The organism is Oceanotoga teriensis (genome assembly GCF_003148465.1).
Lineage (GTDB): Bacteria > Thermotogota > Thermotogae > Petrotogales > Petrotogaceae > Oceanotoga > Oceanotoga teriensis.
In genome coordinates this window covers 263,320-279,808 of the sequence record NZ_QGGI01000001.1, presented here as the reverse complement: position 1 = coordinate 279,808, position 16,489 = coordinate 263,320, and the positions used below count along the sequence as shown (strand labels likewise).

20 protein-coding genes are annotated in these 16,489 nt (G+C 26.8%); 13 read left to right on the top strand and 7 right to left on the bottom strand.

Going from position 1 to position 16,489, the window contains the following annotated elements:
• Positions 1-9 precede the first annotated feature (9 nt).
• From C7380_RS01410 to C7380_RS01355, 12 genes are read left to right on the top strand one after another with little or no spacing between them, the layout of a single operon-like run.
• Positions 10-1,167: a class I SAM-dependent rRNA methyltransferase gene (locus C7380_RS01410; protein ID WP_109603694.1), complete on the top strand. Its 1,158-nt coding sequence runs from the start codon at positions 10-12 to the stop codon at positions 1,165-1,167.
• A gap of 13 nt (positions 1,168-1,180) precedes the next feature.
• Positions 1,181-2,299, top strand: a complete 1,119-nt coding sequence (gene glgD / locus C7380_RS01405) for a glucose-1-phosphate adenylyltransferase subunit GlgD (protein ID WP_109603693.1) — start codon at positions 1,181-1,183, stop codon at positions 2,297-2,299.
• A gap of 15 nt (positions 2,300-2,314) precedes the next feature.
• On the top strand, positions 2,315-3,577 hold the full coding sequence (locus tag C7380_RS01400; protein WP_109603692.1) for a glucose-1-phosphate adenylyltransferase: 1,263 nt from the start codon (positions 2,315-2,317) through the stop codon (positions 3,575-3,577).
• Positions 3,578-3,588: 11 nt separating this feature from the next.
• Positions 3,589-4,551 (top strand): DUF4899 domain-containing protein, encoded by a 963-nt coding sequence (locus C7380_RS01395; protein ID WP_109603691.1) that lies wholly within the window; start codon positions 3,589-3,591, stop codon positions 4,549-4,551.
• Positions 4,552-4,553: 2 nt separating this feature from the next.
• The gene (locus tag C7380_RS01390; RefSeq protein WP_109603690.1) at positions 4,554-4,832 is read left to right on the top strand and encodes a hypothetical protein; all 279 of its coding nucleotides are present in this window, start codon (positions 4,554-4,556) and stop codon (positions 4,830-4,832) included.
• Position 4,833: 1 nt separating this feature from the next.
• A complete protein-coding gene (lipS2, locus tag C7380_RS01385; protein WP_109603689.1) occupies positions 4,834-5,724 on the top strand; it encodes a LipS2 family lipoyl synthase in 891 nt (296 codons plus the stop codon).
• 2 nt (positions 5,725-5,726) lie between these two features.
• Positions 5,727-7,052 carry an electron transport complex subunit RsxC gene (gene rsxC, locus C7380_RS01380; RefSeq protein ID WP_109603688.1) on the top strand — a complete coding sequence of 442 codons (1,326 nt, stop codon included), beginning with the start codon at positions 5,727-5,729 and terminating at the stop codon, positions 7,050-7,052.
• Between the two features lie 4 nt (positions 7,053-7,056).
• Positions 7,057-8,061 (top strand): RnfABCDGE type electron transport complex subunit D, encoded by a 1,005-nt coding sequence (locus tag C7380_RS01375; protein WP_109603687.1) that lies wholly within the window; start codon positions 7,057-7,059, stop codon positions 8,059-8,061.
• Positions 8,058-8,747, top strand: a complete 690-nt coding sequence (locus C7380_RS01370; protein WP_109603686.1) for an RnfABCDGE type electron transport complex subunit G — start codon at positions 8,058-8,060, stop codon at positions 8,745-8,747. The genes C7380_RS01375 and C7380_RS01370 overlap by 4 nt, the downstream gene beginning before the upstream one ends.
• A 1-nt stretch (position 8,748) precedes the next feature.
• Entirely contained in the window at positions 8,749-9,360 is a 612-nt protein-coding gene (gene rsxE, locus C7380_RS01365; RefSeq protein WP_109603685.1) for an electron transport complex subunit RsxE, read from the top strand.
• Positions 9,360-9,935 (top strand): electron transport complex subunit RsxA, encoded by a 576-nt coding sequence (gene rsxA, locus C7380_RS01360; RefSeq protein ID WP_109603684.1) that lies wholly within the window; start codon positions 9,360-9,362, stop codon positions 9,933-9,935. The genes rsxE and rsxA overlap by 1 nt, the downstream gene beginning before the upstream one ends.
• Before the next feature lie 12 nt (positions 9,936-9,947).
• Entirely contained in the window at positions 9,948-10,304 is a 357-nt protein-coding gene (locus tag C7380_RS01355) for a (Fe-S)-binding protein (RefSeq protein ID WP_109603683.1), read from the top strand.
• A 35-nt stretch (positions 10,305-10,339) separates the two neighbouring features.
• Here the strand turns inward: C7380_RS01355 and C7380_RS01350 are convergent, their stop codons facing one another.
• Entirely contained in the window at positions 10,340-10,834 is a 495-nt protein-coding gene (locus tag C7380_RS01350; RefSeq protein ID WP_109603682.1) for a ferritin family protein, read from the bottom strand.
• Positions 10,835-11,009: 175 nt separating this feature from the next.
• Between C7380_RS01350 and C7380_RS01345 the strand changes: the two genes are divergently transcribed.
• Entirely contained in the window at positions 11,010-11,717 is a 708-nt protein-coding gene (locus C7380_RS01345; protein ID WP_109603681.1) for an MBL fold metallo-hydrolase, read from the top strand.
• Between the two features lie 10 nt (positions 11,718-11,727).
• On the opposite strand, the gene C7380_RS01340 is transcribed toward C7380_RS01345, so the two are convergent.
• The 6 genes from C7380_RS01340 to C7380_RS01315 all read right to left on the bottom strand — a co-directional run bounded on the left by C7380_RS01340 (position 11,728) and on the right by C7380_RS01315 (position 16,473).
• Positions 11,728-12,477 (bottom strand): TIGR03915 family putative DNA repair protein, encoded by a 750-nt coding sequence (locus tag C7380_RS01340; RefSeq protein WP_109603680.1) that lies wholly within the window; start codon positions 12,475-12,477, stop codon positions 11,728-11,730.
• 4 nt (positions 12,478-12,481) lie between these two features.
• Positions 12,482-13,726, bottom strand: a complete 1,245-nt coding sequence (locus tag C7380_RS01335; protein WP_109603679.1) for a putative DNA modification/repair radical SAM protein — start codon at positions 13,724-13,726, stop codon at positions 12,482-12,484.
• Positions 13,727-13,849: 123 nt separating this feature from the next.
• Entirely contained in the window at positions 13,850-14,434 is a 585-nt protein-coding gene (rdgB, locus tag C7380_RS01330; protein ID WP_109603678.1) for an RdgB/HAM1 family non-canonical purine NTP pyrophosphatase, read from the bottom strand.
• Positions 14,427-15,083, bottom strand: coding sequence for a ribulose-phosphate 3-epimerase (rpe, locus tag C7380_RS01325; RefSeq protein WP_109603677.1), 657 nt, complete (start codon positions 15,081-15,083; stop codon positions 14,427-14,429). Before rpe ends, rdgB begins: the two co-directional genes overlap by 8 nt.
• Positions 15,077-15,973 carry a ribosome small subunit-dependent GTPase A gene (rsgA, locus tag C7380_RS01320; RefSeq protein ID WP_109603676.1) on the bottom strand — a complete coding sequence of 299 codons (897 nt, stop codon included), beginning with the start codon at positions 15,971-15,973 and terminating at the stop codon, positions 15,077-15,079. The genes rpe and rsgA overlap by 7 nt, the downstream gene beginning before the upstream one ends.
• Positions 15,970-16,473, bottom strand: a complete 504-nt coding sequence (locus C7380_RS01315; protein ID WP_158274740.1) for a PASTA domain-containing protein — start codon at positions 16,471-16,473, stop codon at positions 15,970-15,972. Before C7380_RS01315 ends, rsgA begins: the two co-directional genes overlap by 4 nt.
• Positions 16,474-16,489: the final 16 nt, after the last annotated feature.

The window sequence follows — 16,489 nt, the reverse complement described above, 5'->3', positions numbered from 1 at the left end:
GAGAAAAAAATGCTTTTAATATTTTTAAAAAACAAAAAAGACAGAAAAATAAAAAATAATTATCCATGGATATTTGAAGATGAAATAAAGAATATAGAAGGAGACAGAAAAGAAGGAGAAATATGTAATGTATTCTCTTCAGACTCTCAATTTCTTGGCAAAGGAATATACTCTAAAGGAAATATATCTGTAAAAATGTTAAGTATAAAAGATCAAGAAATAGATGAAAGGTTTTTTGAAAGTAAAATATTAACAGCTTATAAAAAAAGAGAAAGTTTAAAAACTGACAGTTATCGTCTTATACATGCAGAAGCTGATGGACTGCCGGGAGTATTAATAGACAAGTATAAAGAGTTTTTAGTTATTCAAATAAGAAATAAAGGGATGGAATTATACAAAAACTATATAACTAATGCACTCATAAAAATATTAAAACCTAAAGGAATATATGAAAGAAGTGATTTTGAAACAACTGTAAATGAAGATATAAAAAGAAATGTTGGAACTATATATGGAGAAACACCCCCAGATGAAATAATAATAAAAGAACACAAAATAAATTATTATGTAGATATAAAAAAAGGACAAAAAACAGGATTTTTCTTTGATCAAAGAGATTCAAGAAAATTTTTACAAACACTCACTAAAAATGGAGATAGAGTATTGGATGCATATACATATACTGGCGGTTTTGCATTTAATGCTGCTGTTTCTGGAGCTGAAGAAGTCATAGCTATAGATAAAGATGAACATTCATATCAAACTGGAATAAAAAATGCTGAATTAAATAAAATAAAAAATGTTAAATTTATTAATACAGATTTTTTGAAATATATTGAAAATTATGAAGGAGAAAAATTTGATATTATAATATTAGATCCACCTTCTTTAATAAAGAAAAAATCTGAAAGACAAAAAGGAATAGGAATATTCAAAAAAATAATAGAACAATCGGCACCACATTTAAAAGAAAATGGAATAATGGGTGTATGTAGTTGTGCATATCAAGCAGATATAGATTTCTTAATAGAAGCTACTCGAAAAGCTTATGAACCTTTACAAAAAACCATACAGGTATTGGGTATGACATATCAATCATTAGACCACCCTTGGATAATACAAATACCTGAAAGCTTATATTTGAAATGTTTATGGTTTAGAATATAAATGAGGTGAAATAATGAAAGTATTAGGTTTAATATTATCAGGCTCAAGTGGAAATAAATTAGAAAAATTAACTAAAAAAAGGACATCTGCAGCTGTTCCTGTATTTGGAAAGTATAGGGCAATAGATTTTACTTTAAGTAATATGGTTAATTCAGGAATAAATAAAGTTGGAGTATTAACTCAATACAATCCAAGATCATTGATGGACCATTTAGGAAGTGGAAAAGAATGGAATCTCGATAGAAAAAGGGGAGGTATGTTTATACTTCAACCATTTTTATCAAGTTTCAATGATAGCATGTTTTACGAAGGCACCGCAGATGCAATATTTCAAAATATGACATTATTAAAAAGAGCTGAAGAAGACTTCGTTTTAATAGGATCTGGAGATCATATATATAATATAGATTTTAAAAAATTATACAAATTTCACATAAGAAATGGTGCAGATATAACCTTAATAACAAAAGAACATAAGGAAAGTTATGATATAGCTGAATATGGTCAAATAAAAGTGAATAAAGAAAATAAAATAATTGATATAAAAGAAAAAATAGATGAAAAAATATCCGATAAAATATTTACAGGAGTTTATTTTATAAACAAAGCTTTATTGATGGAATTACTTTACTCATCGCCTAAAGATAAAAGAAATGATCTTCTGATGGATATAATAGTTCCAAATTTAAAAAGATTAAGAGTATACTCATATAATTTTGAAGGATATTGGAGAAATATAAAAAAATCAGTAAAAGAATATTATGATACTAATATGGATATACTAAATTATGAAGTGAGAAAAGAATTGTTTTATTCTGGAAGAAAAATATATACAAAATTAAAAGATTTTGCTCCTCCAAAAATAAATATAAATGCAGAAGTATCAAATTCATTTATAGCGGATGGATGTATAATAAATGGAATAGTAAAAAATTCAATACTTTCAAGAGGTGTAATAGTAAAAGCTGGTGCTGTCATAGAAAATTCTATAGTATTACAAGATACAATTATAGAAGAAGGAAGTCATATAAAAGATATAATAATAGATAAAGATGTAAAAATAAGAGAAGGAAAAACAATTGAAAGTATAAAATCAAATATTAATATAATAGAAAAAGGAACTGTTATATAAAGTGGGAGGGATTCTATGAAAGTTCTCGCATTAATACTTGCAGGTGGTCAAGGAACAAGATTGGGAGTTATAACTAATAATCTTGCAAAACCAGCTGTTCCATTTGGTGGAAAATACAGAATTATAGATTTTGCAATAAGTAATTGTGTTAATTCTGGTATAAACACTGTAGGTGTTGTAACTCAATACATGCCTCATCAACTTGTAGATCATCTTGGAATAGGAAAACCATGGGACTTAGATATAAAAGATGGAGGTCTTTATGTACTGCCACCATATTTAAGTAGATCTGATACTTCATGGTATGAAGGAACAGCAGATGCTGTATATCAAAATATAGAATTTATAGATAAATATAAACCTGATTTTGTTATAATATTATCTGGTGACCATGTATATAGAATGGATTATAATGATATAATTGATTATCATATAGAAAAATCTGCAGATTGTACTATTGCTTGTATGGAAGTACCTGTATCAGAAGCTAATAGATTTGGGATAATGGTTACAGATCCATTTAATAAAATAAGAGAATTTCAAGAAAAACCTAAAGAACCAAAAGGAACATTAGCTTCATTGGGAATATACGTATTTTCTTGGGACTTTTTGAAAAAAGCTTTGATGAAAGATGCATCATCAACAGAATCTGATCATGATTTTGGAAAAAATATAATACCATCGATATTAAAAAACAATTCAAATTTATATGCGTATAATTTTGAAGGATATTGGAGAGATGTGGGAACTATAAGTTCATATCTTGATTGTAATTTAGAAATATTGGGACCATTACCCCCTTTAGACCTTCATGATAAAAATTGGAAAGTATATACTCAATCCGAAGAATTACCGCCAGCTTTTATTTCTGATAAAGCTAATGTTATAAAAAGCTTTGTAAGTGAAGGTGCAGAAATTTATGGAGAAGTTGAAAATTCTGTCATATTTCAAGGTGTAATAGTAGAAAAAGGTGCAAAAATAAAAGATTCGGTAATAATGAATAGGGTAAAAGTAGGTAAAGAAACCATAATAAACAAATCAATAATTGCCAGTAGTACTGTTGTTGGTGATAAATGTGAAATAGGATTAAAAGAATATAAAGTATCAAAAATAAATAAAGAAATATATAATAGTGATATAACTTTAATAGGATTTAATACAAATATACCAGATAAAACAATAATAGGAAAAAATTGTGTAATAGATAATTTTGTTGATTTAAAAGAATTAAATATTAAAAACTTAAATTCTGGAGAAGGAATTATTAACGAATTTTAGGGGGTTTACTGATGGATTTTTATGCTATTAAATTTTTTGCTACATCAGCATTAACAGGTGAAACTTTTATAGGATATATTTTTGGTAAAAAGAGACAAGAACCAGAATTTAATATTGCTACTCTTTCTAAAAGAAAATTAAAAGAATATGAAATTCCTGATACAACTCAGGAATATGTCAAATTTAAATCTGATATAGATATATTAACTTATCAGATAACAAGAGATAAAAATTTAGCTCCAATAAACAAACAATTCAACGCATATTTTTATACAACACTAAAAAAATACGGTTTAGAAATAATATCTACCAAATTCTTTCTTGGTGTCCAAGATGCCGACCCATTCGTAATAAAGGCTATAATACAAGATATACTATTTGATTGGGGAGGAGAAACAGAAGTAAAATTAGTCGCACAGAGTTATAATTATGAAGATCTAACGTGGCTTCAAGCAGCAAAAAAAGAAGGAAGTTCAGGAGTATATGAATATTTAAATAGAGCAGATGTTTTAACTGCTCAAGAAATATTTCCTGTTATAGATCCTTTGGATGGATTCCCTGTGATAAGACTGGATGTTGGTGATCCATTATTGGCAATAGAAATAGATGAAAAAAATGAAACAAGAGAAACAATACCTGGAAACCTTATATCAAAAGAATTAATACCAGGAACGAACTACATATTTTTGAAAATAGATCTTGAAAACGGAAAAATTGGAAAAACTGTAATACAAAAAAATTTAAAAATAACTATAGATAAAGCTAAACTTGAAAATGCGAGACAAAAAAGAGAATCAATGATGAATGATGAAGACAAAAATAAAGTAATAGGAGATGTAGCAAAAGATTTTAAAAATAATAGAGAAGATATGCCGAGTAAATTATCATCTTTTGATGCCATCCTAATAGTGAGTTTCTCAATAATAGGAATACTCACAATAATATTGATAGGGATTTGGCTCGGAGCATTCTAAAGTTGAAATTAATATTAAATCTCATAATATTAATATGTGTTGGAATATTATCAATATTAACTATAAAATATAACAATGAAATAAGTAAAATAAATGCTAGAAAAGAATTAGAAATAAAAAAAGCACTTAAATTAATAGAAGAAATAGAAGGAATCCAAAATTTAGATTTGGATTCCTTTTTGAGTAGATATGAAGTAAAAGATAAAATAGTCACAAGCGAAGCTACACTTTATATATTTGAATATAAAGGATATGAATTAATTTATGAGGAGGAACATTAAATTGAAATTATCATATGCAACAGCCGTTAAAATGGGAATCAAAAATGGAAGATTTGAATTTAAAATGCCTACCGCATATATAATGATAGGAGAAAAATGTGTATATAATTGTTATTTTTGTTCTCAAGCAAGAGAATCTTATACAGATACAGACTATTTATCAAGGGTTAAATGGCCTTCTATAGATTTAGAAAAATTCGAAGAAAAATTTGATGAAAAAATATTTAGAAGAATATGTATACAAGTAGTTTCATCTTTAAACTATGAAAGAGAATTAATACCATTGTTAGAATATTTAAAAAATAAGAAAGTTGATGTATCTGTTTCAATAAGACCAAAAAATTTAGAAGAAATAAAAATGTTATTTGAAAAATATAAAATAGATAGAATAGGTATATCAGTTGATGTTGCAAATGAAAAATTATTTAAAAAAATTAGAGGTACAGAATATTCTAAATATAGGGATTTAATGATAAGAGCATCTAAAGATTTTTTACATAAAGTTACCACTCATGTAATCGTTGGATTAGGTGAAACTGATGAAGATATAGTAAAATTTATGTTGGATATGAAATCACAAAGTATACTTGTAAGTTTATTTGCATTTACACCTGTAAAAGGTACAAAATTAGAGGCATATGAAAAGCCAACAATTGAAAGATATAGAAAAATACAAAATTCAAGAGAAATAATAAACAAATATGATATACAATTAAAAGATTTTAAGTTTGACAATCAAGGAAATTTAATAGAGCTTCCAAAAAAAGATATAGATTTAGAAGAAGCTAAAAAGACTTCAGGGTGTCCATGGTGTACGAGACCTTATTACAATGAAACACCTGGGAAAGTACAATATAATATTCCTAAAGTCAGAAAAAACAAGGAGGTTTAAAAATGGGCTTTCTTACATTCAGAGGTGGAGTACATCCATCTGAAAAGAAAGAAATGTCTCAAGATCAGGAAATAAAAGTTTTAAAATTACCTGATACTGTGTACATGTATACTTCTAATCATTTAGGAGCTCCCGCAAAACCAATAGTGGAGGTAGGTGAAAAAGTAAAAACGGGACAAAAAATAGCGGAAGCGAGTGGTTTTATATCTGCAAATTTACATTCTCCATTAACTGGGGAAATAGTATCGATTGAAAAAATGGTAAATGCAGCCTCAGGAAGAAAAGATGATGTAATAGTTATAAAAAAAACATCAGAAGATGATTGGCAACTATTACCTCACAATGATGATTTTACTAAATTTACAAGTGAAGAAATAATAAACAATATAAAAGAGGCTGGAATTGTAGGACTTGGAGGAGCGATGTTCCCAAGCCATGTAAAACTTATGATACCAAAGGGGAAAAAAGCAGAAACTCTCATAATAAATGCAGCAGAATGTGAACCATACATAACGATTGATGAGAGAATGATGTTGGAAAAAACAGATGAAATAATAAAAGGTATTGAAATACTTTTATATGCATCTGGAATAGAAAAAGCTTATATAGGGATAGAAGAAAACAAATCAAAAGCAATAAAAACTATGATAGAAAAAACAAATGGTAAAAATATAGAAATAAAAACATTAAAAACAAAATATCCACAAGGGGCAGAAAAACAATTAATAAATGCAATAACCTCTAAAGAAGTTCCTTCTGGAGGATTACCAATAGATATTGGAGTTATAGTTTTTAATGTTTCAACGACTTATGCCATTTATGATGCAATAATAAACGGAAAACCTTTAGTAGAAAGAGGTGCTTCTTTAACAGGAGAAGGAGTAAAAAAACCAGGAAATTTTTTGTATAGAATAGGAACAAAAGTAAATGAATTACTTGAAAATGTTGGATTAATTGATGAAGAAAACATAGATAGAATTTTATATGGTGGGCCTATGATGGGAATACCATTACCAAATATAGAGTTACCTACATTTAAAGGAAATAATGCAATAACAGTATTAACAAAAGATATCTTGCCAAAAAGAGAAGATTTTCCATGTATAAGATGTTCTTCATGTGTTAGTGTGTGTCCAATAGGATTACAACCATATTTATTAAAAAAATATTCTGACACAAGAAACTATGATACAGCTTTAGAAAATGGGTTAATGGACTGTATTGAATGTGGAAGTTGTTCATTCATATGTCCTTCTAATATAGAACTTGCAAAATCATTCAAAACAGCAAAAAAAGTTGTAAGAGCAATGAAACAGAGGAGGGGTTGAGATTATGAAATTAAACACCGCAGCAGCACCCCATTTTAGAACAAAAGATAGTACAAGAAAAGTGATGAGTGATGTTTTAATAGCTTTAACACCAGCAGTAATAGCTTCTACTTGGATATTTGGATTAAGAGCTTTATATATTATGTTATTATCTATGATAAGTGCTGAAGTATTAGATCTAATAATAGTAAAATACATAAGAAATAAAAAAAATTATAAACCAGATTTATCAGCTTCAGTAACAGGATTATTATTAGGAATGAATTTATCGATGGCAGTAACTTGGTATCAAATTTTAATAGGTGTACTTGTGGCAATAGTTATAGGAAAACATGTATATGGAGGACTTGGACAAAATATATTCAATCCTGCATTAGTTGGAAGAGTATTTATGATAATATCATTTCCAACTGCTATGACAACATGGGTAAAACCTTTTTATTATCAAAATATATCTAATACAATATCATTAAAATCTATAGATGCTTATACTGGAGCAAGTGCTCTTGGAATAGCAGGATCAGAAGGATTCCAAAATAGTCTTTCACAATACTCATACTGGGATATGTTCATAGGGAAAATACCTGGTTCTATTGGTGAAGTTAGTGCATTGTTTTTAATAATAGGATTTTTATTTCTCGCATTAAAAGGAAGAATAAAATTAACTGTACCATTAACTTATATAGGAACTGTATTAATATTCTCAGGAATATTTTATACAATAAATCCTGAAAAATATGGTACACCATTATTTCATATTCTTGCTGGTGGATTAATTCTTGGAGCATTATTTATGGCAACTGATATGGTAACTTCGCCTATGACTAAAAAGGGACAATTTGTTTATGGCCTTGGAATGGGAATAATAACTATGGTAATTAGATATTTTGGATCATATCCAGAAGGTGTATCTTTTTCCATATTAATAATGAATGCTCTTGTACCTTTAATAGATATATGGGCCAAACCAAGAATATTTGGTACCTCTAAAAAGGAGGTAGCGAAATGAAAGAATATTTAAAAACAGGTTTGATATTAATGTTGTATATGATAATAGCTGCTTTTCTCGTAGCTTTTGTTTACAATACTGTAAGTCCTTTTATAGACGAAGCAGAATTCAATGCAAAATTAAAAGCTATAAAATACATATTAAAAGATGAATCAAATAATTCTTTAGTCGAAAACATACCTCAAAACTCAGAAGAATTACAAAAATACATATGGAAAGATGGGGAAGAAACATTATACAAAAATTCAGCAAACTCTAAAATACTTTCTCCTGTATACAAATTCCAAAGTGAAGAAAAAGATATATACATACTAACGGTTACAGGAATTGGATTTGGTGGAGATGTGACTTCAGTAGTATCATTTATAAAAACTGATAATGATCTAAAATTGAATAGAATAGAAGTAATAAATTATTCACAAGAAACTCCAGGACTTGGAGCCAAAATTTCAGAAGAACAAATAAAAGAAAGATTTTTCTATATACCGCAATCTGGTTTAGAAAATGAAATAAAGGTAAATAAAGATGCGGGAAAAGATTCAGATGAAAAAAATAGAAATGAATACAAAAAACAAGGAATTGTACAAACAAGTGATGTAATGACAGGAGCTACAATCACACCTAGAGGAGTTGCTAACTCTTTAAATATAGCAATAGAATATTTACAAAAAGAAGGGGTGATGTAAAATGCTCGATACTAAAAATTTTAAAAATGCATTTATAAAAAATAACCCTACATTTGTACAAGTTTTAGGAATGTGTCCTACATTAGCTACAACAACAAATGCAAAAAATGGTTTAGGAATGGGATTAGCTACATTATCAGTCTTGATAATGTCAAATATAGTTATTTCATTGATAAGAAAATTAGTTCCTCAAAAAATAAGAATACCTATATATATAGTTGTAATAGCTTCTTTTGTTACAATAATAGATTTAGTTATGCATGGATTTACTTATGAATTATGGAAAACATTAGGTCTATTTATACCTTTAATAGTTGTAAACTGTATAATAATGGGAAGAGCAGAAGCTTATGCTTCAAAAAATAATGTAATAAATTCTATATTGGATGCACTCGGAATGGGACTTGGTTTTACAGGATCATTAGTGCTTTTAGGATCTGTTAGAGAACTATTGGGAAATGGTACAATATTTGGTATATCAATATGGGGAGATGCTTTAAAGATGTACACCTTCATATTACCACCAGGAGCTTTCTTAGCCCTTGGCTTACTATTAGCCTTGTTTAATTCTATTGGAATATCAAAAAGTAAAAAAAGTAAGGGGGCTAAATAATGAGAATAGTTTTAATATTTATTTCAGCTATCCTTGTAAATAATTTTGTATTATCAAAATTTTTAGGAATCTGTCCATTCTTAGGAGTATCTAAAAAAATAGATTCTGCTGTTGGAATGTCTATGGCCGTAATATTTGTAATGACTATGGCAGGAATAATAACTTGGTTTTTAAACCTATTACTCGTATCTATGGGATTAGAATTTTTAAGACTCATAGTATTTATACTTGTTATAGCTGTTCTCGTTCAATTTGTAGAATTCTTCATAAAAAAGACATCACCATCATTATATGAAGCATTAGGAATATTTTTACCATTAATAACTACAAACTGTGCAGTTCTTGGAGTTGCTCTTATAAATGTACAAACAAATTATAATTTTATAGAAGCATTTGTAAATTCATTAGCATCAGCATTAGGATTTGCTATGGCTTTGATAATATTCTCAGCAATAAGAGAAAAATTAGATTTAAATGATATACCAGCACCTTTTAAGGGAACTGCTGTTGCATTAATAACTGCAGGATTATTATCTATGGCCTTTATGGGATTTTCTGGACTTGTAAAACTTTAAGGAGGTGCTAAAATGACAACAATAATAAATTCTATAATTTTATTGGGAATACTTGGCTTTTTATCGGGATCATTTTTGGCTTTTGCGGCAAAAAAGTTTGAAGTCAAAGAAGATGTAAGAAAAATAATTGTAGAAGCATCATTGCCAGGAGTAAATTGTGGAGCATGTGGTTATCCTGGTTGTTCAGCTTTTGCTAAAGCCTTTATAAAAGGTGAAGTAAAAAACGATGGATGTTTACCTGGAAAGAGGCAAGGAGTTCCTGAAAGATTACAAAAGATAAGTAATCTAACAGATGAACAATTAAATGAATTATTCGAAAAAAATGAAAATGAAGTAGAAAAAATAAAATCTGAAATTGAAAGTATGTAAAATAAAGACCATTTCTTTAGAAATGGTCTTTAATATTAAAATAATGGTTCAAAACCCATTTTTTCCCAATAAATTTTCATCATACGTCTATAAAGATCATTTAATAAATCTCTATGATTCATCTCCCATTTAGAAAGTTTTAAGAGCAAATTCTTCATTTCTTCATTTTCTACTTTTTGAGCTCCTTCCTCATAAAATTTCATAAAATCATCTTCTATTAAATAAGCCATTCTTATAATAGAAAGATCCGAAGTTAAATCATCAAGGGAACCAACTATTTCGGAAGATTCTCTGGAATCATAAAAATCATCTTTTTCAACATAATCAAGGTCAAGACTATCTTCATTTCTTAATTTTAATATTAAATCTTTAACATAATTCATATGATTAATTTCCATTTCTGAAAGAGCGATAAAAATATTTTTTAATTCATCACTTTTCACCTTATCAATTCTTTCATTATAAAAATTATGACCTTCCACTTCTTTTGCATAAGCGTAATTTAAAATTGCAAGAGCATTTTTAAACATAAAAAATCCCTCCTTATTATTATACCCATTTCAATTATAACATTAATAAAATAAAAAAGCCAAAAAATATTAAAATAAAAACTATATATTCATTATATTAATATATAAAATTAATATATAATAAATGATATTTTTAAAATTATAGTGATATAATTAACAACAATGGAGGTGTATTATGAATATTAAGATTACTGGAATAGTCGATAATTACAGCGAATCATCTAAATTTAGATCTGATTGGGGATTTTCCACTTTAATAAAAACAGATTATCATAATATATTATTCGATGCAGGTTCTGATCCGGAAGTTTTTGAGCATAATATAAATCTTATAGATCCTGATTTAAAAAAAATAGATATATTATTTATATCTCATAGTCATAAAGATCATATAGGTGCTATAAAATATGTCTTAAAGAATTATAGGGTTGGAAACATAGTTATTCCAGAAGAACAAAACGAAGAAATAGAAAATAAATTAAGAGAAATCAAAGTAAGACCGATTATAATAAACAAACCTACATCTATAGATGAGGGAATATATTCAACTGGTATACTTGGAGAAGAAAGAGAACAATCTCTTGTAATACCTTCAGAAAAAGGGTTAATATTGATAACTGGATGTGCTCATTCAGGAATAAAAAATATATCAGAACATGTTGAAAAAACTTTTTCAGATAAAATATATATGATCATTGGTGGATTACATCTATACAAAAAATATGATCAAGTATTGAAAGAAGACATAAATGAAATAAATAAACTTCAATTCAAATACATATTACCAAGTCATTGTACTGGAGATACGGCAAAAAAATTATTAAAGCAAAAATTAAATGATAGATTTATGGATTTTGGAGCTGGAGTTACAATAAATCTTTAAAAAAGCGAATTTATAATTCGCTTTTTTTATTTGCAATTTCTATTAGATTTTTCCAGTATCTATAAGGCATAAAATTTTTTCTTAATCTATCATTTTTCCGTTCTTTTATAGATATAGACTTATAATATTTCTTCCAAAATTCCTCATATAAAATTTCCTCTTCTTCAAGCATAAAATCAATATTTTTAAATGATTTAATTAATCCAATACTAAGATTTTTTTCTTCATATATTGCAGCCATCATATGATTTTCATCAAAAATTATCCAATTTTCATTTGAAAGTCTTTTAACAAAATGATTTGAAATTAATGGAATTATTAAATTATCTGGATTAATCTTTGAAAAATAAAAATTATTTTTTAATAATTTAAACCTTAGAATTCCAAGAAATCTATGACTTTCAAATGAAACTCTTTTCGAATATTTATTAACATTAATAACGATATCATTAGTTTCATAATTATCAATGGCTTTAGGATATTTCAAAGCAAGGATTATATATTTAATTGCCAATAAATCTTTATCTTCAAAATTAGATAAAAAACAATGATAAAATTTATGTAAAGATAAATTACTCACGCTTCTCTTCAAATAAGATGACATATAATTAAATATTTTAATATTACTATTAATTTTAATAGATTCGATATTGAATAAATTTTTTTTAAAACTGATCTTATTTGGGCTTATTTTATTTTTTAATATATAATATAAAGCATTTAAATATCCTTCAAAAGATCCATCATATTCTATATACATAATATCACCTTATACTAATAACTGGCAAATTATCTTGAAATAAAGGAATTAAATTACCTTTATTTTCTAAATAGATAGCTTGTTTTATTTTATCGGGATCTTTTAAAGAAAAATCCATATATCTACCATTACAAGTAATAAAATATTTAGCCCTTTTAAGAACCACGTTAATTTTTTTTAAATCATCAAAATTAATAGATTTTTCTCTTCTCATATTAAAAATTTTATATGCTGATTTTACTCCTATACCAGGAACTCTTATTAAAGTATCAAAGTCACATCTATTTATTTCTACTGGAAACAAATCAAAATTATTTAAAGCCCAAAATAATTTAGGATCTAATTTTTCATCTAAAAAATAATTACCTTTATTAAAAATTTCATAAGCTTTAAATTTATAAAACCTTAAAAGCCAATCAGCTTGGTATAATCTATGTTCTCTTAAAAGAGAAGAATTTTTGTTTGGCAGTCTATTATCCTCATTAACTTTTAAAAAAGCTGAATAATAAACTCTTTTTAATTTAAATTTATCATACAAATTTTCACTTAATTTAATTATTTTATAATCTGATTCTGGAGATGCTCCGACTATTAATTGAGTTGATTGCCCAGCAGGTACAAATTTATGATTTTTTACATTAAATCTATTTAAATCTAATATATTTTCAGAAAGACTTTTCATTGGGACGAGTAATGAACTTTTACTTTTTTGTGGAGCAAGAATTTTCAAACTTTTTTCTGAAGGTAATTCGATATTAACACTCATTCTATCGGCATAAAATCCAGCTTTTTTTATAAGTAAAGGATCTGCACCTGGAATAGCTTTTAAATGTATATAACCATTAAATTTATATTTTTCTCTTAAAATTTTTGCAACCATATAAAGACTATTCATAGTTTCATTAGGATTAGAATAAATTCCAGAACTTAAAAATAGACCTTCTATATAATTTCTTTTATAAAAATTAATAGTTAAATTAACCATTTCATCCACAGTAAATGTAGCACGTTCAATATCATTAGACCTTCTATTTATGCAATAAGCACAATCAAAAATGCAATTATTAGAAAATAATATCTTTAACAAAGAAATACATCGCCCATCTTCAGACCACGAATGACAAATTCCACCTATACTGGCATTTCCTATACCATTTTTGCTATTTGCTCTTGAAGAACCACTTGAAGAGCATGAAACATCATATTTAGCCGATTCAGCAAGTATTTTAATCTTATCTTTTAAAATCATAAAAATCACCTCTATATACATAAGTATACCATTATGATTTAAAAAAGTCAATAAAAAATCCAAAATAAAGTTATAATTTTTACTTATTATATACTCTATTTTGGAATTATATGAATCTTTAATCTATAATAATTTACTTAATAAATCAAATAATCCATTAAAAGCTTTAGATCTATGAGAAATTTTATTTTTTATTTTAGGACTTAAAACACCGAATGTTTCAGAATACCCTTTTGGAATAAAAAAAGGATCATAGCCAAAACCATGTAATCCAGATATTTTATCAGAAATATGACCCTCGACTTTCCCTTCGAAAGATATCAAAAGGTCTTTTGAAGGATCAAAATACGAGGCAGCACAAGCAAAATAAGCATCTCTATTATCATGTTTAGATAAAATTTTTAAAATTTCAAGCATTTTTTCTTCATAAGAATAAGTTTCCATATATCTCGCAGAAAAAATACCTGGGAACCCATCTAAAGATTTTATACAAAGACCGGAATCATCAGCGATGACAGGTTTATTTATTATTTTAGCAGAATTTATTGCTTTTATAACTGAATTTTCAATAAAAGATTTTCCATATTCTTCAATATTCAAATTTCCCATAAAATTTTTTATAGAAGTAATTTTAAAATTTTCTGGAGCTAAGTTCGATATTTCATCAACTTTATGATCATTTGAAGTAGCTATGATAATATCAATCATTATTTTCAGCTCTTTTTCTTAGATTTAAAACAGCAGCTCTTTTATCTTCCTGATGAAAAACACCTGCTCCAACAACAAATGAAGTTACACCACAATTATAAAGTTTTGCAATATTATTTTCACCAACACCACCATCTACCATTATATCCAAAGTTGGATTGAGTTTTAATTTCATCTCATGTAATTTTTTAATCTTTTTATAAGAACTTTCTATAAATTTTTGTCCTGTAAAACCCGGATTAACACTCATAATAAGTACTCTATCCAAATAAGGTAAAATTTCCTCTAACAAAAAAACTGGTGTATGTGGATTCAATGATACACCTGCTTCGCAACCAAGCTCTTTAATTCTACTTACAGTTCTATGTAAATGAGTAACTGCTTCATAATGAACGGTTAATTGTCTACTCGTTTTTGAAAATTCATCTATATATGAATCAGCATTTTTTATCATCAAATGAGTATCAAAATTTAAATTAGAAATTTTTCTTACAGAATTCAAAATTGGAAATCCAAAGGATATATTGGGTACAAAAGAACCATCCATTATATCCATATGTAAACCATCAACAATATCCTCTATTTCACTAATTTCATTTTCAAGATTATTAAAATCAGCAGCAAGTAAAGATGGGTATATTTTTACCATTTCTTATCTCTCCTTTTAGAAATTTCGGAATATATATGTAAATAATTATTATATCTGGATTTTGAGATCTCTCCTGAATCTACACATCTTTTTATTTCACAATCAGGTTCATTTATATGAGCACAATTTGAAAAAGCGCAATAAGCTGAAAGAACATCAAATTCAGGAAAAAAATCTTTTAAAGAATTAGTATCAAAACCCAACAATTCGAGATTAGCAAAACCCGGTGTATCAGCTATAAATCCTCCAAAATCAAGATATAAAAGTTCTGTAAAAGTTGTAGTATGTTTTCCTCTTTTTAATTTATCAGAAATTTCTCCAGTTTTCAATGAAAGATCTTTATTTATTATATTTAACAAAGAAGATTTTCCAACTCCAGACATACCAGCCATAGTAGAAATTTTATTTTTTAAATTATCTTTTATTAAATTTATATTTTCCATACTAAATTTAGATGTAGTGATAACATCATACATCTCAGAATAAGTATTTATAAATTTTTCAAGTTTAAATTTTTCCTCATCAGTATTTAAAAGATCTACTTTATTTACTATTATTAAAACATCAAGTTTTTCTTTTTCAGCTTGTATTAAAAACTTATCTACTATCAATAAATCAACTTCTGGATCTTTCAGAGTTGTTACAAGAACTACTTGATCGACATTTGCAATATTAGGTCTATAAAGTCTATTCTTTTGAGGTAAAATATTTTCAACTTTTAAATTATCATTATCAGAAGAGTATTCTATATAATCACCAACTATAGGTCTTATTTTTTGTTGTTTAAATTTTCCTCTTAACATACATTCAAATCTTTCACCACTATCTATGTCCATAGCAGTAACCATATTTGAATGAAATCTTGTAACAACAGCTTTTTTCCAACTCACTTTTCCACCCCTTCATAAACGCCAACAGATAAAATTATTGTATCATTTAATATTTCATTTCCTGGAGAAGGAGAAATATTAACAATTAAACCATTTTTATCCTTTTGATAAGTAGAAATTTTTTGAATATCATATTTAATATTAAATTCTGTTAAAAATTGTTCTGCAACTTCAAGAGGAATATTTAAAAGATCTGGAACTTTTTGTTTTTCTATATTTCTCATTTGAACAATAACATGATGACCTGTTTTTACTTTTACATCATGTCCAGGTTCAGTATATAAAACAGTATTACCATTTCCTACTATATTTGGTATTAAACCTTTTTCTTCTAAGGATTTTATGGCAACATCTTTATTTTCTCCCGTTAAATAAGGGATTTCTACATATTTAGAAGTATTAACAAAAAATATTAAAATCAATAAAGATAAAACACCAGCTGTAAAAAGGCCTAAAAAAAACAATAGGAAACTGGAAATTACCTTTCCAAAAATTCTCAAAAACATCACTCCCAAA